The 22,076-nt window shown below is 69.0% G+C and carries 21 protein-coding genes; 6 read left to right on the top strand and 15 right to left on the bottom strand.

The window, feature by feature from the left end:
- Positions 1–43 precede the first annotated feature (43 nt).
- Positions 44–775: a GntR family transcriptional regulator gene (locus RIB98_04720; protein ID MEQ8840261.1), complete on the top strand. Its 732-nt coding sequence runs from the start codon at positions 44–46 to the stop codon at positions 773–775.
- A 17-nt stretch (positions 776–792) separates the two neighbouring features.
- Positions 793–1,308 (top strand): hypothetical protein, encoded by a 516-nt coding sequence (locus RIB98_04715; GenBank protein MEQ8840260.1) that lies wholly within the window; start codon positions 793–795, stop codon positions 1,306–1,308.
- On the opposite strand, the gene RIB98_04710 is transcribed toward RIB98_04715, so the two are convergent.
- From RIB98_04710 to RIB98_04680, 7 genes are all read right to left on the bottom strand, one after another.
- Positions 1,305–2,180: a TIGR03619 family F420-dependent LLM class oxidoreductase gene (locus RIB98_04710; protein ID MEQ8840259.1), complete on the bottom strand. Its 876-nt coding sequence runs from the start codon at positions 2,178–2,180 to the stop codon at positions 1,305–1,307. The two genes, RIB98_04715 and RIB98_04710, sit on opposite strands and share 4 nt — an antisense overlap.
- 62 nt (positions 2,181–2,242) lie before the next feature.
- Positions 2,243–3,949, bottom strand: coding sequence for a sulfatase-like hydrolase/transferase (locus RIB98_04705; protein MEQ8840258.1), 1,707 nt, complete (start codon positions 3,947–3,949; stop codon positions 2,243–2,245).
- A 71-nt stretch (positions 3,950–4,020) separates the two neighbouring features.
- A complete protein-coding gene (locus RIB98_04700) occupies positions 4,021–4,944 on the bottom strand; it encodes a lysophospholipid acyltransferase family protein (protein MEQ8840257.1) in 924 nt (307 codons plus the stop codon).
- Positions 4,941–6,557 carry a lactate racemase domain-containing protein gene (locus RIB98_04695; protein ID MEQ8840256.1) on the bottom strand — a complete coding sequence of 539 codons (1,617 nt, stop codon included), beginning with the start codon at positions 6,555–6,557 and terminating at the stop codon, positions 4,941–4,943. Before RIB98_04695 ends, RIB98_04700 begins: the two co-directional genes overlap by 4 nt.
- The gene (locus tag RIB98_04690; GenBank protein MEQ8840255.1) at positions 6,547–8,979 is read right to left on the bottom strand and encodes an HAD-IB family hydrolase; all 2,433 of its coding nucleotides are present in this window, start codon (positions 8,977–8,979) and stop codon (positions 6,547–6,549) included. Before RIB98_04690 ends, RIB98_04695 begins: the two co-directional genes overlap by 11 nt.
- Before the next feature lie 51 nt (positions 8,980–9,030).
- Entirely contained in the window at positions 9,031–9,765 is a 735-nt protein-coding gene (locus tag RIB98_04685; GenBank protein MEQ8840254.1) for an alternative oxidase, read from the bottom strand.
- A gap of 87 nt (positions 9,766–9,852) precedes the next feature.
- Positions 9,853–11,328 carry an MFS transporter gene (locus RIB98_04680; protein MEQ8840253.1) on the bottom strand — a complete coding sequence of 492 codons (1,476 nt, stop codon included), beginning with the start codon at positions 11,326–11,328 and terminating at the stop codon, positions 9,853–9,855.
- Positions 11,329–11,570: 242 nt separating this feature from the next.
- Here RIB98_04680 and RIB98_04675 point away from each other — a divergent pair, with 242 nt between their 5' ends.
- Positions 11,571–12,182, top strand: a complete 612-nt coding sequence (locus RIB98_04675) for a TetR/AcrR family transcriptional regulator (GenBank protein ID MEQ8840252.1) — start codon at positions 11,571–11,573, stop codon at positions 12,180–12,182.
- Between the two features lie 55 nt (positions 12,183–12,237).
- Here RIB98_04675 and RIB98_04670 read toward each other — a convergent pair whose 3' ends face one another.
- Entirely contained in the window at positions 12,238–13,392 is a 1,155-nt protein-coding gene (locus RIB98_04670; GenBank protein ID MEQ8840251.1) for a D-alanine--D-alanine ligase family protein, read from the bottom strand.
- Between the two features lie 33 nt (positions 13,393–13,425).
- Here RIB98_04670 and murF point away from each other — a divergent pair, with 33 nt between their 5' ends.
- Positions 13,426–14,859: a UDP-N-acetylmuramoyl-tripeptide--D-alanyl-D-alanine ligase gene (gene murF, locus RIB98_04665; protein ID MEQ8840250.1), complete on the top strand. Its 1,434-nt coding sequence runs from the start codon at positions 13,426–13,428 to the stop codon at positions 14,857–14,859.
- 13 nt (positions 14,860–14,872) lie between these two features.
- Here the strand turns inward: murF and RIB98_04660 are convergent, their stop codons facing one another.
- Positions 14,873–15,529, bottom strand: coding sequence for an HAD family hydrolase (locus RIB98_04660; GenBank protein ID MEQ8840249.1), 657 nt, complete (start codon positions 15,527–15,529; stop codon positions 14,873–14,875).
- A 20-nt stretch (positions 15,530–15,549) separates the two neighbouring features.
- Positions 15,550–15,870, bottom strand: a complete 321-nt coding sequence (locus RIB98_04655; protein MEQ8840248.1) for a hypothetical protein — start codon at positions 15,868–15,870, stop codon at positions 15,550–15,552.
- 22 nt (positions 15,871–15,892) lie between these two features.
- Here RIB98_04655 and RIB98_04650 point away from each other — a divergent pair, with 22 nt between their 5' ends.
- Positions 15,893–16,297 carry a VOC family protein gene (locus tag RIB98_04650; protein MEQ8840247.1) on the top strand — a complete coding sequence of 135 codons (405 nt, stop codon included), beginning with the start codon at positions 15,893–15,895 and terminating at the stop codon, positions 16,295–16,297.
- 158 nt (positions 16,298–16,455) lie between these two features.
- Positions 16,456–17,862 carry an amidase family protein gene (locus tag RIB98_04645; GenBank protein ID MEQ8840246.1) on the top strand — a complete coding sequence of 469 codons (1,407 nt, stop codon included), beginning with the start codon at positions 16,456–16,458 and terminating at the stop codon, positions 17,860–17,862.
- A gap of 31 nt (positions 17,863–17,893) precedes the next feature.
- Here the strand turns inward: RIB98_04645 and RIB98_04640 are convergent, their stop codons facing one another.
- From RIB98_04640 to RIB98_04620, 5 genes are all read right to left on the bottom strand, one after another.
- On the bottom strand, positions 17,894–18,532 hold the full coding sequence (locus RIB98_04640; protein ID MEQ8840245.1) for a hypothetical protein: 639 nt from the start codon (positions 18,530–18,532) through the stop codon (positions 17,894–17,896).
- Positions 18,529–19,089 carry a sigma-70 family RNA polymerase sigma factor gene (locus RIB98_04635; protein ID MEQ8840244.1) on the bottom strand — a complete coding sequence of 187 codons (561 nt, stop codon included), beginning with the start codon at positions 19,087–19,089 and terminating at the stop codon, positions 18,529–18,531. Before RIB98_04635 ends, RIB98_04640 begins: the two co-directional genes overlap by 4 nt.
- Positions 19,090–19,155: 66 nt before the next feature.
- Positions 19,156–19,668 (bottom strand): hypothetical protein, encoded by a 513-nt coding sequence (locus RIB98_04630; protein MEQ8840243.1) that lies wholly within the window; start codon positions 19,666–19,668, stop codon positions 19,156–19,158.
- Positions 19,669–19,743: 75 nt separating this feature from the next.
- Entirely contained in the window at positions 19,744–21,303 is a 1,560-nt protein-coding gene (locus tag RIB98_04625; protein MEQ8840242.1) for an alpha/beta fold hydrolase, read from the bottom strand.
- Between the two features lie 105 nt (positions 21,304–21,408).
- Positions 21,409–22,005 carry a TetR/AcrR family transcriptional regulator gene (locus tag RIB98_04620; protein MEQ8840241.1) on the bottom strand — a complete coding sequence of 199 codons (597 nt, stop codon included), beginning with the start codon at positions 22,003–22,005 and terminating at the stop codon, positions 21,409–21,411.
- Between the last annotated feature and the right edge of the window lie 71 nt (positions 22,006–22,076).

Below are 22,076 nucleotides of genomic sequence, written 5' to 3'. Positions count from 1 at the left end.
ACTGCTACCTTAGCGGAAAAGACAAGACAAGTAAGAGACAAGTGTGCGTACCCCCCGATACCAGCTGATCGCCGACGATCTTCGAGACCGCATCCGCACCGGCGGCTTCACCGCGGGTCGACTGCTGCCGTCGGAGGCGACCCTGTCCGAGGAGTTCTCGGTGTCGAGGGTGACCGTGCGGAGGGCCCTCGAACAGCTCCGCGAGATCGGCTTGATCGACTCGCAACAGGGCCTCGGCTGGTTCGTCGAAGGCGATCCGGTACGTCAGCCGCTCGGCGAGCTCGACACCGTCGAACAACAGCTGGCGGCGTCGGGCGCGGAGTCCACCCGCAAGGTCCTCGATTTCGCCTTCATCGATGCGCCGGCCCGAGTGGCGGAGGCGCTGGGTGAGACTCGCGTGCTCGAGGTGCGACGGCTCAACCTCGCCGATGGCGAACCGTTCGCGCGGGTCACCGTGTGGTGCCCGGAGGGACTGGCGACCCGATTCTCCCGCCACGACGTCGAGGCACGACCGTTCTACGAGCTGCTCGACGTGCGGGTGCGCGGGGCCGAGCAGACCATCGCGGCCTCGGCTGCATCGGCCACCGATGCGGCCCTGCTCAACGTGCCGACCGGCTCCCCGGTGCTGGTCTGCGAGCGCATCACCCGGTCCGACGACGGCGCCGCGGTGTTGCTCAGCGAGCACGTCTATCCCGGCCACCTCACCGTTTTCAGCGCCGAACTGCCGGCGGTCGGCACCGGAGATGGCCCCGCGGGCTTGAGATTGGTCGAGTGACTGCCGACGGCTCGGCCATGAGCCGTCGCGCAGGGTCGTTCTTGCTGTTTCTGATGATGCTGGCCCTGAGTGTCGCGATGATGACGTCGTGTGCCCGTTCGGTAACGCTCGGACTGGACGAGGCGGTCGAGGTCATGGTGCTCGATGGGGTCGACCGCACGCGAGCGACCTGCATCGTGACGGCGCTCGACGGCCGACTCGATCTGCGGAAGGTGACCGGGCTCGACCCCGAGCTCGACGAGAACGACCTCCTGCTGCTCTCCGCGACCTCGGCGGACTGTGCACCCGCGGTCGCACCCAGTGAGGTCGACGGCGAACTGCCCGAGGACCCCCTCTCCGTGGCCGACGCGCCGCCGATCGTCACGCTCGACGACGTGGAGGACGAGATCGCGCGGCGGGTTGCCGACGGCCTGGATCCGGCGGTCGCCGACTGTCTCGTCGTGCGCCTCGCGGCCCTGCCCGACCCTCGGATCGTGCTCGACGACGACGTGCGGTTCAGCGAACTCGTCGTCGATTGTCGTCGGGCTTCCTAGCGGAACTTGGCGATGACCTCGTCGGCGTACCACTGCATGGCCATCAGCTTCTCGTCGAGCGTCTGCGGATCGGGACCGGGCTGGTAGGCGTCGCGGAACCCCACGATGCAGTCGGTGACGCCGGCGGACTCCAGCCGTTCGACGCCCTCCGGCGAATACGCATCGATGCTGATCGCGTGGACCTCGAACGGCTCGTCGGCGCGGCCCGCCGCAGCCCGGTGCTCGTCGACGACCGTCATCATCCTCGTGAGCTCGTCGGCGTCGCCGCCGGCGTGCATCCAGCCGTCGCCGAGGCGCCCGGCGCGGGCGAGCGCCATCTTCGAATGGCCGCCGACGAGGATCGGCACCCGCTGGTCGGGCACCGGGCACATCTTCGATGCGGGGATGTCGTAGAACTCGCCGGAGTAGCCGAAGTAGTCGCCCGACGCGAGCCCGTTGATGATCTCGATGCACTCGTCCATGCGGGCCCCGCGACGTTCCCACGGGACCTCGGTGATGTCGTAGTCCTCGCGCCACGGGCTGGTGCCCACACCGAAGCCGAACCGGCCGCCGGTGATCACGCCGACCGAGGTGACCTGCTTGGCGACGAGCACCGGGTTGCGGATCGGGAGCTTCACCACGAACGTCGTGAACCGCATCTTCTCGGTGACCGCGGCCAGGGCGGGGATGAGCGAGAACGGTTCGATGAAGGGCTTGCCCTCGAGGAACTCACGGTTGCCGTCGGCGTTGTAGGGGTACTTGCTCTCGGCGTCCTCGGGATAGCAGATCGAGTCGGGGACGACGAACGAGTCGTAGCCGGCCGCCTCGGCCGCCTGTACGAGCGGGGCGTACATGGTGGGTTCGATCATCGACTCGGCGAGGGAGAAGCGCATGGGGCGGACTGTAGCCAGGTCGAGGTGGGCCGGCCTCACCTGCCCGCGTCGACGATTCGCACTCAGGCCACCAGGTTGATCGTTTCGCCGGGGTCGTTGAGGCGGTCGTAGACCTCGATCTCGGGGATGCCGGGGATCGCCCCGTCGTTGTAGCGGGGATGGCCGTGCTCGACCGTGTGGAACACCCACCGATAGCGGGGGTTGTCGGTGGAGATGATGCTCTGGGAGATGGAGAGACCGTCTCGACCGCCGAAGTAGGACGAGATGAACCCGGTCGGCAGCTGCTCGAGCAGGTCGACGCCCTCCATCTGGCTCGGCGCGTCGACTCCGAGCAAGCCGAGCAGGGTCGGGGCATAGTTCAACGAGCTCACCGGGGTGGTGAACGTTTGGGGTGGGATGTCGGGATGACGGATGAGGAACGGCACACGCGTCGACTGGTCGCGGAGCGCGCCCTTGCGCATCATCGCGTTCTCGCCGTGGTGATAGCCGTTGTCGCTCACGAGTGTCACGGCGGTCTCGTCGGCATAGGGCTGGGAGGCGAGGCCGTCGAGAAGGCGTCCGACCTGGTAGTCGACGTAGGAGATCGATGCCAGATAGTGCTGCAGGTAGACCTGCCGATTCCCGTACAGCTCCACCCATTCCAGCCACGAATGCGTCACCGCCGGGTCGTAGAGCGCGATGTTGTCGCCCAGGAGGTCTCGACCGATGGGCCCGATGTCGTCCCAGTCGTCCACGACCTCCTCGACGACCACCTCCTCCAGCGGATAGAGATCGAGGTACTCCTGGGGAACAATCCAGCCGAGGTGGGGCAGGCGATACCCGGCGGCCATGTGGAACGGACGAGAGGACGCGATGGTTTGCATCTCGCCGAGCAGGAAATCGGTGAGCTGGTTGTCGGGGTGGGCCGCGCCGGACGGCAGCGTGCCGTAGTCGAACCAGATCGAGTCGGGACCGATCGGCCCGACGTTCGCCACATGCTTGTTCTTGAAGTAGGCGTCCCACTTCGGAAGGTACATGCCCAACCTGTCGTGGAAGATCTTGCCGCCGCCGACCTGCCTGAAGCCGTTGGATCCCAGCACCTTCAACAGGTGATCAGGGTTGGAGGCGGCGTAGGCGTTGTAGATCGGGTTGATGTTCTCGAACAGGCCGTAGACGCCGTGCGTCGGCGCATCGACACCCCACATCAGCGTCGCTCTTGACGGCGCGCAGATCGGGACCGAGATGTGGAACTGCTCGAAGCTGAGCGACTGGGCGGCGAGCGCGTCGAGGTTGGGCGTGTGGATCGCGCCGGGGCACCCGCCGAGGAACCCGACGTAGTCGTTCAGGTCGTCGATGACGATCTGAAGCAGGTTCGTGGAGGGGGTGACGCCGTTCGTGACGATGGGGCTCGGCACGAGCACCATGTCGCAGGCCGCCAGCAACGACGAGGTGCCCGTGATCATCGCCGCGCCGGCGATACCGCGCAGGACGCTGCGTCGGTTGATTCCCGCAACGCGGAGCGCACGTTCGGCGTCCTCGCGCTCGGGGCCGTCGGCTGCGAGTCGCCGCCAGAGCTCACCTCCGGCCGCAGCGGCCGCAACGGCGCCGAAGACCCGGCGGTTTGCGAGCACCTCGCCCAGCAGGTCCGTACGGGTCGAGATCGGCGATGGTCGGGTACGGCCGGCGCTGTTCGTGAGGCTGGCTGCGGCCATGGCACGGACGTCGGCCGTCGAGCCGGGGTCGAACGCGATCGTCGACAGCCACCGCTGCGGGTCCCAACGCTCTGCCACCACGCAAGGCTCCTTCTTTGCGCGCAGCGTACATCTACTCGGAGGAACAGTGGGCGCTCACGCCGAATGCGTCAGATCTCCGGCCAGCGCTTGGTGCGGCGCGCGGCGCCCCGTGAACGGTCGCCGAGGGCCCACGCGCGGCGCCAACGGCCCGAGTCGGGTCCGGTCAGATCCGGGCTGGTGCCGGCGTGGGCCCGCAGACGGGCCCGGTACCAGTCGGTCGACGCTTCGTCGGCCAGCGCGCCGACCTCGGCCTCGAGTCTGGCCGCGAAGCGTGTGGCGTTCTCGTCGTCGCGCGGCACGAGCGGGCGGCCGAAGGTGACCGATGTGGTCGACGGGCTCGGGAGCGACCGTCCCTTGCGCAGGATGCGGGCGGTGCCCTCGAGGTGGATGGGCACGACGGGGCGACCGGTCTTCTGAGCGAGGTACGCAGCGCCGCCACGGAAAGGCTGGCCCCACCCGTCGGGGGAGCGGCCGCCCTCGGGGAACAGCAGGAGGCTCCAGCCGCCGTCGACGAGCTCGGCGGCCTGATCGGCCGAGCGCCGGTTCACCTTGCTGCGTTCGATCGGCACTGCGCCGATCACGAGCGACGACAGCGCCGAGGTGAGCCGCGTCCCGAAGAAGTAGTCGGCCGCCGCGCCGACCACGAGCTTGTGACGCCACGGCTCCGGGATCGAGGTGAGCAGCAGCGGCGTGTCCATGTGGCTGTGATGGTTGGCCGCGAAGATCGCCGGACCCTCGAGCGTGTCGAGGCGGTCCAGTCCGCGGCGGTCGGGCGCGGCCAGGCCCGAGACGATCAGCCGCATCGGTCCGTCGACGATCGCGGCCCGCGTCATCCGCGCCGGCATGCGCCGCGCCCACGAGGTGTCGTAGTGCGCGCCGGTCGACTTCTCCGTCGGGGCCGGCTCCACGCCGCGAGGCGTGGACGGCGCGCGGTAGGGGAACCCGAGCGACCGGTACCGCGTCAGCGGCGACAGCGCGGCCGGCAGCTTCACGTGACGTCGGCCATGAGAATCGGCGGGTTGTGCAGGTGGGTGATGGTGGGCGCAGGACCGACGACGTCGGCGGCGATCTCCAGTGCGTCCTGCATCGTGGATGCGGGAGTGAAACCGAGACGGCGCACCGAGCGCGGGTCACCGCCGACGATGATCACCCGACCCAGGTACTGCAGCGCATGCGCACCCCAGTACCACATGTAGAACGGGTGCACGCCGTGGTACGCGTAGCTGTTGCGGTAGAGATGGATGTACCACTCGTCCTCGGCCCACTGCTTCTCGTACTTCTTCTCGATCTCGATCGGGTCGGTCGTGTCGGACAGCACCTGCTCGAAGAAGTCGATGTAGCTCGGGTGGTGCACGGGATGGAATTCCCACGGGGTGGGGTGACTCATGATGAGCACGCCGCCCTCGCGAACGAGGGGCTTGCCCCGGTACATGTTGAAGAAGTAGCCGAGCCCCAGACACATCACCAGGATCGGGTTCATCACCGAGTTGACGTTGTAGGGACAGATGTAGGGGAGGCCGAACGTGAGCACGTCGGTCTGCCCTTCGACGGGCACGAGGTGCTGCGCGAAGCAGTGCTCGAGGGTGGTCTCGTGGACCTTCTCGACGTCGCCGGCCTGCACCGAGGTGAGTTCGTAGGGAGCCTTCCACCCCTGGAAGATCCTGCGGCGGGCCGACGCGGGCATGGCGTCGAGGCCCTTCTGCATGCCGATGAACGTGGCCCGGTCGCGCGCCGTCCACTCCCACTCGCGCTTCTGGAGCACGTGGAGGGGGCCGTCGTAGCCGAAGGTGTTGTTGTTGATCGTGGTCTCGACCTGGAAGATGCGCGGCCCGTGGGCCTTGATGACCTCTCCCTGCCGCCAGTTCGAGTGGTGCAGCTCGGACGCGTGACGGTCCATGAAGCTCTTGGACTCGCGCATCGTCTTCACGTTGTGGTGATGGCGGATGCCCGAGTAGCCGGACAGGCCGGTGGCGGTCGACTTCCAGCCGCCGTCCATCGACACGATGTTGAGGTTGACGTAGATGAGCAGGTCGGATTCGGCTGCCCGCTTGTTCATCGTCACCTGTTCGTCGTGGCGGGTGAGGCCCAGTTCGACCATGCCGTCGGGGTCTTCGGCGTCGTGGTTGTAGAGCGCGCCCTGGGGTGCGAACGCGTCGTAGACCCGATCACCGAGGGCGTGGCGAAGTTCGGCCTCGGTCATGCGCCGGTGCAGGGCCAGCGCGGCGATGAGGTGGACGTCGTCGACCCCGGCCGCCGCAGCCATGTCGAGCACCTGCTCGATGATGCGCTGGCGGATGTCGGGCTTGCGCATCGACGGCAGCGGCAGGGAGATGTCGTCGAACGCGATCGTGAGCTTCATGCCCGGGGTGAGCAGGGTGGGCAACGGGTCGTCGTCGATCGGGTTGAGCAGCGCCTGGCGGATCGACTCGTCGGGGTCGGGCAGCCCGGGCAGGGGCTCGGCCGGGTAGATCACGCGGCTGCGATCGGCGGGGAGCTTCTCGAGCCGGAACTGTTCGCCGTGGTGGAACAGGATCGGCGGCGTCGACCGGTCGACATCGAGCACGAAGCCCGGACGGGGCGCACGGTTCCTCGGGTCAGACGGCATTGTTCTCTCTTCGGTTGCGGATCGGGCCGCGATGGGTGCGGGGACCGATGGGGACGACCCGGTTGGGGGCGCCCGCGGACTTGGACCAGTGCTCGATCAGCCAGCCTCGTTTGCGGGCGATCGAGGCGAGCTTGGTTTCGGCGTTGACGGCCACGGGGAAGCCGACGGCCTCGAGCATGGGCAGATCCGACGACGAGTCGGCGTAGGCGACGGACTCGCGCAGGTCGAGACCGTGTTCGTCGGCGTAGTCGACGAGCACCTGGTAGCGCGCCTCGCCGGTGGGCGGGACGCCGCGGAGGCGGCCGGTGTAGACGCCGTCGACGGCGGTCATCTCGGCGGCCACGATGTCGTCGAACAGCGGACGCAGTGGTTCGACCACGAATTCGAGGGCACCGGTGATGAGCAGCGTGCGATGGCCGAGGCGGCGGTGTTCGCGCACCCGGCGGATGCCATCGGGGAACGACTTGGTGATGAGCAGGTCGCTCATCATCTCCATGGCGTCGCGGTCGAGTCGGGCCACGGTGGCCTTGTCGAAGCGCTTGTAGAAGTAGCGCAGGAAATCCGAACGGTCGGCCCGGTCGAGCGACAGCAGGGTCGGTGCTTCCCGGATCGTCTTCGCGGCGAACCGGAGCCGGTCCGGCGTGTCGAGATGACGGGTGGCGAGCCACGCGTAGCTGGCGACGACATTGCTCGCGATCAGGGTGTTCTCGAGATCGAAGACGGCGAGCTGGCGGTCCGTCGACAGCACGTTCTTGCGGATGCGGTCGGCGCGGCTGATGCTGACCTTGCGGCCCGGGGCCATCTTGAGGCGGGCCTGCTTCACGGTCGACGGCAGCTGGATCTCGTTGATGTAGGTGGGCCAGTCGACGGCCACCGGGTCCATCAGGAAGTCACGCTGGTCGTCGGCGTCGAGCGACCCCCAGAGGCGGTAGAGACGCTCGAGTTGGTAGATCGCCTCGCACTCGGCGTAGGCGCCGTAGAGCTCGACGTAGCCGCTGGCCCGTTCGAGCTGTTCCTTGCGCTCTTCGAGCTCGGCGCCGAGCTCGGCGTGCTTTCCCCGGAGCGGCAACACCTCGAGGACCCGCTCGCCGGCATCGAGGGCGCGGCGGGCTCGCTTGAGCTGCTTCGACACCCGACCGCGGCCGGGGAATCGCCAGTCGGGGATCGAGATCGGCTGGTTGTACTCGTCGTAGACCGGGCGTTCGGTGAACCAGGCCTGCACGAGGTCGACGAGCTGGCCGTACTTGAGCGGGTTGGCGCCACCCGAGGCGATCTGGACGACGTCGGGGGTGTGTCGACCCTTGTCATCGAACTCGGGTCCCCGCGCCGCGACGGCGAGGATCGTGGCGACCACGAGGTCGACGGGGATGACGTCGACCGTTCCCTCGGGAACGCCGGGGAACTCGACGAGCAGGCCACGGGCGTAGGCCGCGATCACGGGTTCGGCCATGCGAAAGCCGCGGATCCATCCGGGCTCCGGCTCGGCCAGCGCCGACTCGATGATCGAGGGCCGGACGATGCTCACCGGCACGTCGCCGCGGGTCTCGCCGAGCGCCCGCTCGCCGAGCGCCTTGGTGAAGGCGTAGGCGTCGGGGAACCCGAGTGAGCTGGCCCGGGCTCGGCCCGCGTCGGTCATCTGCTGGCCGACCCAACGCTGGCGGAGCTGCTCGACCTTCTCGGAGAGCGCGGGTGTGCCGGCCGCGCCCAGCTGGCGGCGGGCGTCCTTGGCGAGCTCGGCCAGGCGGGCAGGGGTGCGGCTGGCCCGTTCGCTCTCGATGCGGGCGCGGCGGGCGTTGTCGACCTCGGCCTGCCAGTCGACGTCGACGAAGAACGGCGACTCGTCGACCAGTTCCTCGGGTGCCTTGCCGCGACGGCTGCCGGCGACGTAGCAGGTCGACACGGCCACGAGGTGGGCGGGTTCGCCGGGCGGGCGGCCGGTGCGCGTCGGCTCGGTGCGGATTGCGGCGGCGGCCTGGAGCGCCCGAGCGACGCGGCTGGGGCCCATCAGGTTGACCTCGACCGCGTCGTCGAGCGCGGAGTCGAAGCTGACGGTGGCGGCCGAGTGGATCGCGAGATCACAGGTGGAGAGAAGGGCCATTCCGTCGTCGTCGAGGCCGAGCCCGTCGGTGCCGACGTCGCCGGCCACCGCGAAGACCCGCCGGGCGCACATGTCGTCGAACGTCTCGGCTTCGGGGTCGCGCTCCCGGGCCTCGTCGAGCTCGGCCCGGAGGCGGTCGAACGCGTCGTTGCGAAGGATGTCGCGGTCGACGCGATGCTGCGCACCCCGGCGACCGGGTCGCACGAGAAGGACGAGTTCGCAGCCGGGCGCGCCCCGCAGGAGTCGCTCGACCAGCGCGGTGCCGAGGAAACCGGTCGAGCCGGTGACGGCGATACGCGTCTGGTTCAGCTCCTCCCGAATCACGGGTCCAGTTCTAGCAGCCATCTCTACCAATTGGTAGAGAACGGGCCCGGATCAGCCGTAGCGGGCCCTGCTCATCATCGTCTCGCTCTCCTCGCGGTGCAGCACTTCGTCGTGGCAGATCTGCCGGAACAGATCGGCGACATTGTCGAAGGCGCCGTAGTCGGCTTCGAAGTCGCTTCGGAACGGCTCGTGCTCGAAGCGAGGCGTCTCCTCCACCAGCGCCGCGTACTCGTGGGCTGCGTGGTCTTCGAAGTCGGCGTTGAGGCGATAACTCGACCGGGGGTGGACCACGAAGAGGATCCACGAGAGCTGGTAGTAGACGACGGCGAGTATCTGGGGGATCACCCGCCCCCGCAGCCAGTGGCGAGGCTCGTCCTTCGTGAGTTCCTCGAGGATCAGGAGGTGCCACTGCTCGTTGTCCTGTTCGATGCGCGCGACCCTGGCGCGGTCGTAGACCCGTCGGGCGAACCCCGGACGCTTCGAGGTGTGGGTCATGGCGACGTACGCGACGCTCTCCCACGCCTGGTACGGCACCCGGGCCACCAGCTCGAGGACGCGGAACTTCTCGAGCGTGCGCTCGGGCCCGTACACCTCGTCCATCACCCGGAAGAGCGCCCTGGACGCGACCGAGTAGTCGCGCCGTGGGGAGGCGAGCACGTCTCGTTGGACGGCGGCGAGTTCGTCGTGTTCGAGTCGCGCCATCGGCCCCACCGGGGGGCGGTCGCGCAGCATCTGGGCGACCGGTCCGCCCGGGGCGTGCGGTTCGGGGGTGGGGGTGTCGGTCATGGAGCCGGCCTCTCGCGATCGCGGATGGGTGCTCGGTGTCGGAGCCTACGCGGACGAGCTCCCCGACGAGTACGACGCCGACTCCGGCTAGTGCCGTACGAGCTGCGGTGACTCCACTCCGCAGTGGTAGCGGACCCCACAGTCGTGGACGTCGGTGGCGCCGTCGTCCCCCGTGCCGGCCTCGGCATCGAGGTCGTCGGAGTGGAACAGGAGTGCCGCGGCGACCGCACCGGAGACGACGAATCCCGCGCCGACGAACATCGCGTTCTGGAATCCGGCGGCGAGTTCGCCGGCGTCACCGAGGGCATCGCCGGTCAGGCCGACGAGTGGCGGCACCGCGGCGATGGTCAGCAGCTGGCCCGATCGGCTGATGGCGTTGTTGAGTCCGGACGCGGCCCCGGCGCGCTCGTCGGGGATGCTGCCGAGGGCCGTGGCGGTGACCGGGGCGACCGACGCGGCCAGGCCGAGACCGAAGACGAGAACGCCGGGGAGCACGCTCGTCGCGTACGTGTCCCCGGGGCCGACCCCGGCCAGCAGCAGCATCCCGCCCGCGATCAGGACGGGACCGAAGGTGAGCGGCCACCGGGGACCGATCCGTTGCGCCAGGTCGCCGAAGCGCGAGGACAGGATCATCATCAACGCGGTGACCGGCAGGAGGGCGGCGCCCGCGGCGATCGGACTCCAGCCCAGGGCGACCTGGAGCTGGATCGACAGCAGGAAGAACACCACGCCCATTCCGCCGTAGACGAGGAGCGTCACCACGTTGGCGGCGACGAAGGGCCGGATGGTGAAGAGGTCGACGGGGACCATGGGGTGGGACTGGCGTCGTTCGTGGACGACGAGGATCACGCTGCTCCCGACGGCCGCGGTGACGGCAATCCAGTCGAGGGTGCCGAAGCCGCCGGTCGGACCCTGGATCATGGCGAACGAGGCGCCACCGAGGAACAACGCGGCAAGTCCCGCGCCGACGATGTCGAGGGGCTGGTCGCGGGCGGTGCGGTCGATGGACTCGGGCACCCGCCGGCTCAGGACCAGCACCACGGCGGCCACCGGCAGGTTCAGAAGGAACACCCAGCGCCACGAGATGTCGACGAGCAGTCCACCCACCAACGGGCCGACGGCGCCGGCCACTCCGCTCAGTCCGGACCACTGACCGACGCCGCGCCCACGGTCGTCGGGCCGCAGGGTGGCCTCGATGATGGCGAGCGACCCGGGCGTCAGCAGGGCCCCGCCGATGCCCTGGAGGAGACGGGCGGCGATGAGCACCTCGACCGACGGAGCGGCCGCGCACAGCAACGACGCGGCGGCGAACCAGATGGTGCCGATCCGGTAGAGCCGCAGCCGGCCGTAGCGGTCGCCGAGGTTGCCACCGATGAGGATGAGCGACGCGATGGTCAGGAGGTAGCCGTTGACGACCCACTGCTGCTGTCCCGAAGTGGCGCCGAGGTCATCGGCCAGGGCGGGGAGCGCCACGTTGACCACGGTGGCGGTCAGCATCGCCACCGCCGAACCGGCCACTGTCGTGCCGACCACCAGGCGACCGTCGGTGCTGTCGAGCGCCACCGATCCCGCCTGCGGTGTCACAATGCTCCGCAACCGCTGACCATCAGGACAACCTATCGGGGAGGTGCCTGACGACTGGTCCCCTTCGTCGGCCGCGCGACAGTCTTTCGACCAGCGCCGTGCCGAGGAACCCGGTCGAGCCGGTGACGGCGATACGCGTCTGGTCGGGCTCCTCCCGAATCACGGCTCTGATCCGGCAGCGATGTCTACCAATTGGTAGAGAACCGGTGTAGACACGGGTCATGGCTGTCTCTGACACCCCCGTCGAGACCCCCACGCGTGAGCGCATCCTCGCCGTGGCCCTCGCCGCCTACGGCACCGATGGCTACGCGGCGACCTCGCTCGATGCGCTGGCCGAACAGCTCGGCGTGCGCAAGCAGACGATCCTCTACTACTTCCCGTCCAAGCAGGCGCTGTTCGACGCGGTCATCGACGACGCGGCTGCGGACCTCGTCGGCGTGTTCGAGGCGGAAGCGTCTCGGGGTCTGCGGGGCATCGAACAGGTCGAAGCCATCGTGCGCCACGTCTTCCGCCTGGCCGTGCGACGTCCCGAACTACTCGGTCTGGTTCGTGAGGTGACGCGGCCCGGGTCGATCACGGCGGAGCGACTCGCCGGCCACGTGGCGCCGAGCGTCGATCGGGCCCGTGACTTCCTCCGGCGCGAGATGGACGCCGGCCGCCTCCGCTCGTCGGACGCCTCGATGCTGCTGCTGTCGCTGTACTCCACGGTCGTCGGGGTGGCGACGGAGCTCGAGGTGCAGCGGGCAATGGGCCTCCCCGCATCGTTGCGCTCGACAGTGGCCCGCCGCCAGGAACTCATCCGCTTCCTCCACGCCGCCCTCACCCCCACCTGACACCTGTCCTGTTGGTGTCAGACACCTGTCCCGCTCGCCTGTTGGCCGGCGGGATCTAGTGGTCGGTGCGGGTGTGGGATTGCTGGCGGCGGTGACGGGCGAGGGCGAGGTCGACCAAGCGGTCGATGAGCGTGGGGTAGTCGACGCCGACGGCGGCCCACATCTCGGGGTACATCGAGATTGGCGTGAAGCCGGGCATGGTGTTGAGCTCGTTGACGAGCCAGCCCCGCCCCGCTCCGCCACCCTTGCCGTCGGTCTCGTGGAAGAAGTCGACGCGGCCGAGGCCCTCGACGCCGAGGGCGCGATACGTCGCGATCGCCAGTCGTTGCATCTCGGCGAGTTCGTCGGCTTCGAGCGGCGCCGGGATGAGTCGGCGGGCGCCGTCCTCGTACTTGTCGGCGTAGTCGTAGAACGCGGCGCCGGGAATGATCTCGCCCGCCGTGCTGGCGACGGGGTCTTCGTTGCCCATCACCGAGATCTCGAGCTCGCGGCCGATGATCTCCTCCTCGATCACGACCTCGCGGTCGTAGCTGGCCGCGAGTTCCACGGCGGCGGCGGCCTCGGCGGCCGTGGTGGCACGGGAGACGCCGACGCTCGAGCCCATGTTGGCCGGCTTGATGAACAGCGGCAGTCCGAGCTCGGCGATCGCCGCCGCGACCTCGTCGGCGACCGTCGACGGGCTGCCGTCGGCTCCGCGGACGCCGCCGAACTCGTCGGCGTCGACGGTCAGCCAGCGGAATCGGCCTTGCGGAATGCCGTGGGCGGCGAGATGGATTTTGGCCTTCACCTTGTCCATGCAGAGCGCCGAGGCGAGCACGCCGGCGCCGATATAGGGCACGCCGGCGAGTTCGAGCAGGCCCTGCATGGTGCCGTCCTCGCCCATGGGGCCGTGGAGCACCGGGAGCACCACGGTCGGCGAGGAGGTGGCCGACGCGCCGGGGTTGGCCAACAGCGGCAACGCGTCGACCTCCGGACCCCGGGCGGTGAGGCGTTCGGGCAGACTCGCGGCACCCTCGGCAAGGGCCTTCATCGCGTCTTCGGCGAGCACCCATTCGCCGTCGCGGGTGATGCCGATGGGCTCGACGTCGTAGCGGCGGGGGTCGACGGCGGCCAGCACGTGACGGGCGGACACGCAGGAGACGTCGTGCTCGGCGGAGCGGCCGCCGAAGAGCACGACGAGGCGGATCTTGTCTGGCTTCGGGGTAGGCACTGGCCCCGACGGTAGTCGTGCCACACTTCCCACATGCGTTGGATCGCCGCGGAGATCGCTGAGGCCGTCGATGGTGAGGTCGTGGCCGGTGATCCGTCCACGGTGATCGACGTGGTCACCCAGGACAGCCGGGAGATCGAGGCGGCCGGCGACGTGTCGGCACTCCCGAAGCCGGCAATCTCGAAGCCGGCTCTGTTCGTGCCGCTGCTGGCCGAACGCGACGGCCACGACTTCGTGGGTGCCTCGGGCGCGGCGGTGTCGCTGTCGTCGCGGCCGGCCACCGATCTCGTCGGGGTGAACGCGACGATGGTGATCGTGCAGGTCGACGACACGGCTGCGGCGCTGGCCGCGCTCGGGTCCGCTGGGCGGGCTCGGCTCGACGGACGGGTCGTCGTGGGGATCACCGGGTCGGTGGGGAAGACGACGACGAAGGACTTCCTGGCGGCGATTCTCTCGCTCGACCGGCCGACGTATGCGAGCCATCGGTCGTTCAACAACGAGATCGGCGTACCGCTCACCATCCTCAATGCGCCCGATGACACCGAGGCGCTCGTGCTCGAGATGGGCGCCCGCGGGATCGGCCACATCGCGCGGCTGTGCTCCGTCGGTCGGCCCACGGTCGGCATCGTGACGACGGTCGGCGCGGCCCACACGAGCGAGTTCGGCTCGGTCGAGGCAGTGGCGGAGGCGAAGGGCGAACTGATCGAGGCTCTGCCGGCCGCCGGCGACGGGGGCGTGGCGGTGCTCAACGCGAGTCAGCCCCTCGTGGCGGCGATGACGTCTCGCACCTCGGCCGCGGTGGTCACCTTCGGCCCCGGCGGGGACGTACATGCCGATGGCGTGGTGCTCGACGACGAGCTGGTGCCGACGTTCACGCTCGTCGCGCCCCAGGGCCGCGTCGAGGTGGTGCTCGGTGCCCGGGGAACACACCTGGTCGACAACGCACTCGCCGCCGCAGCGGCGGCGCTGGCGGTCGGCGTGTCACTCGACACGGTGGCGGCGGGGCTCGCCCGACCGGTGCTGTCGCCGATGCGGATGGCCCTCGTTCGTTCGGCCCTGGGGACGCGGATCATCGACGACACCTACAACGCGAACCCGATGTCGGTCGAGGCCGCGCTGCGGTCGTTGGCGGCCCTCCCCGTCCCTGCCCGCGGCCGCCGCTTCGCCGTCCTGGGACAGATGGCCGAGCTCGGCGACATCGCCGCGGCCGAGCACGCACGCATGGGTCGACTCGCAGCCGAGCTCGGCATCCATGTCATCGCGGTGGACGCGCCGGACTATCTGGCCGGACTCGATCCGGCCCCTTCGACCGACCCGGGGGCGGACCTGGCCGGTGACGTTCCGGAGGCGATGAAGCTTCTGGCCGATCCGCCGCTGGGCGAGCCGATCGGACCCGATGACGCCGTCCTGGTGAAGGGTTCGCGCGTTGCGGGTCTCGAGCGGCTCGTCGAACTCCTGTCGGCCTGATGCCTCGATTTCCTCAGAGGGAAAGGCGGGCAACGCCGTCGAGGCGTGAGTCGATGACCAGTGGGTCGCGCTCCAGCCGAGCAGGCAGGATGAGCGAGTCGACGCCGAGCAGCGAGGCGGTGCCGTCGGCGACATGACGGTCGCCGACCATGAGGGCATCGCTGGCATCGACCCCCGCGACGTCGAGTCCGAGCTCGTAGATCTGTAGATCCGGTTTCTGCACGCCGTGTTCGTACGACAGCACCCAGCCGTCGACCAGCGCTTCGATGCCGGCTGCTCGTGCGTGCATCCGCAGGTCGACGTGGATGTCGCTGATCACGACCACGCGGACGTCGTGCGAGGCGAGGGTGTGAAGAAGGGCTGGCACTTCGGCATAGATCGGGTGCGTTCCGGGCCTGCCGAGCAGGGAGTACCACGCCCTGGCGAGTTCCTCGTCCAGCCCGGACCGCCGAAAATGCAGCATTTCCGCGTGTTCGTGCTCGGCCGCCGAACAGTCGCACCGAGACATCGCCTCCACGACCTCGGAATCGGCGTCGGCCCGAGCCATGCCGACAAGAAGTTCTTCGACGGCGGCGTCGCTGATCGAGCGTCCGATGATCGCCGCAGCGCGGCGCAGCAGTACCTCTCGCTGCGGGTAGTCGGCCAGCGTGAGCATCCAATCGAACAACACCGCCCGGTACGCCACGATCGTTACTTCGGGTCGACGGGCATCTGGTCGGGCGGCAGCGGCGTGTTCGAGTCGAGATAGCGGCGCAGTGTGTCGGCGTCGCAGTCGGGGCAGAGCCAGACGACCTTCATGGACTGGATCGAGAGTTGCGTGCCGCGTGACTTGTCGAGGATCGCCTGGAGCGCCTCTCGGACGTCGGGGCTGTCGCAGGTGGTGCACCGGGGTGTCATGTCGCGATCCCACGTGGCACCGCACTCGCCGCAGGTGATGGTGATCGTGCCGTCGACGCTGGCGCCCTCGAGGTTCTCGTCCTCGTCGCAGTGCGGACAGCTGACCAGCGGCATGGCGCGAGGGTAGCGTCGGACCATGACTGCACCGGTGCGGATTCTCGGTCACGACCATGTCGTGCTCAACGTCGCTGACCCCGAGCGCTCGCTCGCCTGGTATCGCGACAAGCTCGGCCTCGCGCCGGAGCGCGAGGCCGAGTGGCGGGCCGGTGACGTGCCGTTCCTGTCCATGCGGCTCAACGCCGACACGGTGATCGACCTCTTCGTCGCCGAGCGCACGGGCACCAACGTCGACCACTTCTCGATGCGAGTGGCCGACGACGTGGACCTCGAGGCAGTGGCGGCGTCGGGCGAATTCGACGTGGTCGGCGGCCCCATGCGGATCTGGGGATCGGCCGGCTACGGCACCGGTATCTATGTGAAGGATCCCGACGGCAACACCGTCGAACTCAAGCACTACGGCCCCGACCGCCACAATCCCTGACCGTTGTATCCGCGGAGTTCGGCGCCAGCCGAACTCCAAGCAACGCTCAGCGTTGCCGGGGTCAGACCCCAACTGCAACGGGGGTCTGACCCCGAATGCAACGGGGGTGCGGGTCGCGTAACGTCGCCGTTGACCGTGCGAGCGAAGAGTGGCCCGAGATGACTGTTCCTGATTTCCGTTCCCTGACCGTGCAAGAGCTGGCTCGACGGGTGCGTGACCGTGAGTTGTCGGCCGGCGATGTGACCGAGGCCGCCCTGCGCCGCATCGACGAGGTCAACCCGGTACTCAACGCCTTCGTGGCGGTCGATGCCGCCGACGCGCGCGCCCAGGCCGCTCGCATCGACGAGAGACTGGCCGCCGGCGAGGACGTCGGGCACCTCGCCGGGATCCCGATCGGCGTGAAGGATCTCGCCGACGCGAAGGGCTTCGTCACCTCGAGGGGTTCGCTGGTCGTCGGTGAGACGGAACCGGCGACCGAGGACGCGACGGAGGTCGCCCGGCTGCGCGCCGCGGGATGCGTCGTGATCGGGAAGACGAACACGCCGGAGACGGGATGGACCGGCGACACCTACAACCCGGTCTTCGGGGCCACGGTGAATCCGTGGAACACGGCACGTTCGCCCGGCGGCTCGTCGGGTGGCACGTCGGCGGCGATCGCCTCGGGTATGGTGCCGCTGGCCACGGGGTCCGACGGCGGCGGCTCGATCCGGATTCCCTCGGCGCTCACCGGCCTGTCGGGTCACAAGCCGACCCAGGGGCGGGTGCCGAGCGGGCCGGCCCCGATGGGAGCCGCCGACCTCACCACGGTCGGGCCGATGGCTCGTCGCATTCGCGATGTTGCGCTGGCTCTCGACGTGGTCTGCGGTCCCACGCCGGGCGACTTGCGTTCGCTCGATGCTCCGGCCCGGTGCTATCGCGAAGCGCTGGCCGCACCGCAGGCACCGAAGCGGGTGCTGTGGGCGCCTTCGATCGAGGGCCAGGCGCCCGACGAAGAGATCCACGCAGTGTGCCGCGCCGCCGTCGACCGCGTGGAGGACGCGGGCGTCGAGGTGGTCGAGATCGGCCCGGTCATCGAGAACGTCATCGGTCCGTTCGCGCTGCTCTTCTACGGCGGAATGGTGCCCGTCTTCCGTGAGGTGATGAGCGATCCCGATCGTTTCGATCTGGTCACACCGGGGCTCCGGGAAGTGCTGACCCTCGCCAACGAGATGTTGACGTCCGACGCAGTGGAGGACGCCCGCAAGCAGGCCCAGGCGCTGTCGCTCGGCCTCGCCGCCAAGATGGCCGGCTTCGATGCACTGGTGTCGCCGACGGTCGCCGGCCACACCCCGGTGTCGCAGCGCCAGGGGACCATCGGTGGTGAGGAGACGCAGTCGTGGGTGAGCTACACGTATGCCTTCAACGTGACCCGGCGGCCAGCCGGCACCACCAACGCCGGTTTCACCGCCGATGGCATGCCGGTCGGCCTGCAGATCGTCGGCCATCAGAACGACGACCTCGGCACGCTCACGACCACCGCCTGGATCGAGGACCTCCTCGGTTTCGACCCCATCGCCCCGATCTGACCGTTGCATTCGGGGTCAGACCCCCGTTGCATCAGGCGGGAAAGGCCTCGTCGAAGAAGGCGAGGAACTCAGGCGTGGCGGGGCCGCTGTAGCCGCAGAAGTTGACCGTGCCGTCGGTGGCCGTGATCAGGTACTGCTCGCCGACTTCGAACGAGAAGCCGGCGATCAACGCTTCCATTCCTGGCTGAGCCTGGAGCTCGACGGTGGTGGCGTCATCGCCACCGGCGTACCAGCGGTCGACGGTGAGCGTGACCGTCTCGCCCTCGATCGCCGTCGCGGTGCCGGCGAAGGCCGGCGACATCTCAGCAAGAATCTCCGGCTCGGCCCGCAGGCACGACGCCATGGGGTCATCTGCGCCGAGGTCGAGCTCGAGCGGTGGCTCGGCGGCGACCTCGCTGCCATCGTCATCGCCGAGGTTGGCGATGGCAAAGCCTGCGACCACCAGCAACACGAGTGCGGCGGCGGCAGCGACGAGCCAACGGCCGCTGGACGCGGGTATGGCCAGTGCGTCCGGCGGGACGTCGGGGCGGTCGGTTTCAGGGGACGTGGGGGTGTTCATGATCTGCTCCAATCGGGCACGAGACGACGGCGTCGTCAGGGATTCGACGGCCACGTCGTCGGATGCCGGGTCGAGTCGCCCGAGCCGGTTGCGAAGGTCGTCTTCGTTCACCGTTCCTCCTCCGTGTTGCCGTCAACTCGTTCATGTCCGGCCGGGGCTCGATCCTTTCCGGAAATCTCGGATTCGAGCGTGCGGCGGATCTTCGTCAGCCGCACGCTGACTGCATTGGGCGTGGTCTCGAGCACTTCTGCGATCTCGCGGGGCCCCAACCGCTCCCATGCCCACAGCCGGATGACCTCTCGATCGTCCTCGCGAAGCCGACCCATCGCGTCGTGGAGGAGGGCATCGGCCTCCGTCGTCCACTCGTCGGCGGGGAGGGCCGACGTGCCGGCCGTCGCCTTCTCCGAGAGCCGGAGGCGACGGACGTTGCCACGGCGATGATTGGCGAGGCACCGTCGGGCGACGGCGTACGTCCACGGCAGGCGACGGTCGGCGGGCACGTCGTCGAGTCGACGCCAGATGGTGAGCAACGTGTCGTTCAGGACTTCGTCGGCGTCGTGCGGCTCGCAACGGCGACGGAGGTATCGCTGCACCGGTTCGTAGATCTCCTCGAGGGCGCGTTCGAACGCGGCGCGGCGTGCCACATCGGTGTGTCCCGGACTGTCCATCGACTCTCCGACGATCATCGAGCCGGTTCGGTTCCCGAGCCGACTCCTGGGCGGCCCCTGGGGTTGCTACGGCTGCGCTTGGTCGCCGAGCTGGGCGAGGAATGCGTTGGATCCCGGTGCGATCTTCGACGGCTTGCCCCCCTTGCCGAGGACCTGCGGTTCCAGCAGGTACGCGCCATCGGGCAACCCTTCGATCAGCCAATGCCGCCAATCGATCCGGTCGATCGTGTGGTCGAGCGCAGTGACACGAATCTGGGTCCGGGGCGTATCGAAGAGCGTCTCCTTGATTTTCTCCTTCAGCCCCCCGAGCCGCAGCAGATAGAAGTGGGTCGCCGTGACCACCAACAACCCCGCTCGCCCATGAAGCAACCACGACTTGTTCTGCGGGTCGAGACCGAGCGACTGCCTCGTCGCCTCGGTGCTACCGACGCTGCCCCCGCCGGCGCTGCCCCCGCCGGGGCCGACATCGGCGATCTCATGGTTGGTCGGCGTCATGACGCGGGTGAACGCAACCAGCTCGTCGCCACCGTGTTGCTCGTCGAGCCATTTCTGAACCGGTCCGGGATCGAGGAGCGCCATCCCGCACTCTAGCGAGGAGCGGACTTCTGGTCAGGAAGTCCCGTTCGCCGTTCGGTTCCGCCGAGCACAACCGGGTCAGGCGGGGATGGGGAGGCGGGCGGTGAGGCGGGCGAAGGTGCTCGGGTGGGGGCGGCCGAGGTGGATGGCGAGCTCGTCGACGTCGAAGTCGCCGGTGACGAGGAAGGTGTCGCGGGCCATGTCGTCGGCGGTCGAGACGTCGGCCGCCTCGATCGACAGGCCGTGGTCGGCGAACCAGCGGCAGATGGCGAGCAGCAGCCCGGGCTGGTCCGGTGCCGTCACCCGCACGAAGGAGCTGTCGCCGCTCTCGCCGAGAATGACCGCCTCGGTGTCGCCGGTGGGCCGGAAGTTGTCGGGCTCGAGCGACGCTCGGGACGGGTGGCCGGCCGCGGCGGCCTGGAGGCGCGCCCCGATGGCATCCCACCGTTCCTGGACCACCGGCGCCTTCGCGTGAACGGTCACCGAATGCAGCGCCAGACTCAATGCCGGCCAGGTCATCGCGGAGGCCGACTCGATCGAGAGGCCTTCGTTGGTGAGCACGGCCAGCGTGTCGGCCAGGAGGCCGGCTCGATCGGTTGCAACCACCGTGAGTCGGTGATGCTCGCTCGAGCCGCCTGCCTGGACCGCCGCCCGTACCTCGCCCGGTTTCAGTCGCGGATGACACAGCGTCAGGTCCGCAGCGAGCACGCTGGCCGGCGCGCTGAGCAGCCACAGCGGCGAGACCCCCCTCATCAGGAGGGAGACCGCCGGCCCGGTCAGGGACGTTCCGGCCAGCAACGCCCGCAGTTCGGCGGTCGAGGCGACCGTCGTCTCTTCTCGATGCTCGGTGGCTCGCACGTGGATCATGTTCTCGAGCACGTCGCCCAACGCGTCCGGGCTGGCGAGCAGCCACGAGTGGCCGCCGCGGACGACCTGTCCCTCAGCGCCGAAAGTGGAACAGAACGTGTCGAACGCAGACATGGGGATCACGCCGTCACGGTCACTCCACAACACGGTCACGGGAAGGCCGTCCGCCGCGAGGTTCGCCATCTCACCGCGCAGGTCGGCCGAGACGGCGACGAGGGCGGTGGACGCGACCCGAAGTGGGTCGCGGGTGGCATTCTTCAGAAACAGCCGCTGGGCGTGGCGAGCACGGGCCCCTCGGCCGGAGGGGGAGAGGGTGCCGAGCACCGGGTCGATCACCGATCGACACAGGTCGCCGAGCCCCTGGCGTTTGGCACTCGACCAGAACGCATCGGGGTCACCCACCGAATTCAAGATGACGAGATGGCGCACCCGGCGACGATGGTCGTGGGCGAACATCGTGGCGATGCCGCCGCCGAAGCTGTGGCCCATGACGACGACGGGTTCGTCGATGTCGATCGAGTCGAGGAAGGAGTCGACCCAGCGGGCGAACGCGGGCAGTGACTGGTCGTGCAGGGGGAGCCCGGCGGTGCCGCCGAAACCGGGCAGCGACGGGGCGATCACGCGGCAGTTGCGCGCCGTCAGCCTTCGCAGCGAGCGCTGGTAGGCGCGATGGTCGAGCCCCCAGCCGTGGAGGAACAGCACCGGCAGGCCGCGCCCACCGGTGGCGTAGTGCGCAAGCTGGCCGTTGACCAACGTCGTCGCCGAGATCATGGATCGCAACGTAGGAACCGTGTGTCTCGCCCGCGCATCGGCAATGTGAACGGCGTGAGAACTGCAACGGGAACTGCAACGGGGGTCTGACCCCGACAACGCTGGTCAGGGGGTCGGAGCGTCGGCCATTGCCTGGGTGACGAGGGCGCGGCAGACCCAGGCGGCGGTGGCGCGTGCGTCGTCGTCGTCGAGTCGGCAGGTGTCGACGAGCGCGATGAACGCCTCGGTGCCGAGGGCGAGCGCCAGACCGTGGCGGAGGCGGCGCAGGGCGGTGTCGTCGAGTTCCCCGACGAGCGGTTCGAGTGCGGCGTCGATGTAGCGCAACCGTCGGGCGGGACGATCGTCGGCATCAGCGGTGCCGTCGAGCACGCGTTGCACGACGCTGGCCTCGAACTGCCGCACGCTCGTCGGGTTGGCGAAGATGTAGTCGTTCACGGCCTTCTCGGCGGCGACGATGCGGTCGAGTGGGTCGGGTCCTGCCGCGGTCGCGACCGACTCGGACGACTCGATCTCCCGGTCGGACATCACGTGCCAGACGATGTCACTGCTGCTGGCGAAGTAGCGGTAGATGGTCGCCCGAGAGATGCCGGTGTGGGCCGCGATGTCATCGATCGTCGTCGGTGACTGTTCGTCGAGGAGCTCCGCGCAGCCGTCGGTGATCGCCTGGCGAGTGCGGGCCTTCTGGTTCGTGCGAGGGGCCATGCGCAACCTCCGTGAGATTCGTGTCTTGCGACGGCTGTCTCATGAGTATACCTTTGTCTCACAACGAACTG

The sequence above is a fragment of the Acidimicrobiales bacterium genome (assembly GCA_040219515.1).
Lineage (GTDB): Bacteria > Actinomycetota > Acidimicrobiia > Acidimicrobiales > Aldehydirespiratoraceae > JAJRXC01.
The sequence above is the reverse complement of the archived record's forward strand: the minus strand, read 5'-3'. Positions and strand labels throughout refer to the sequence as shown.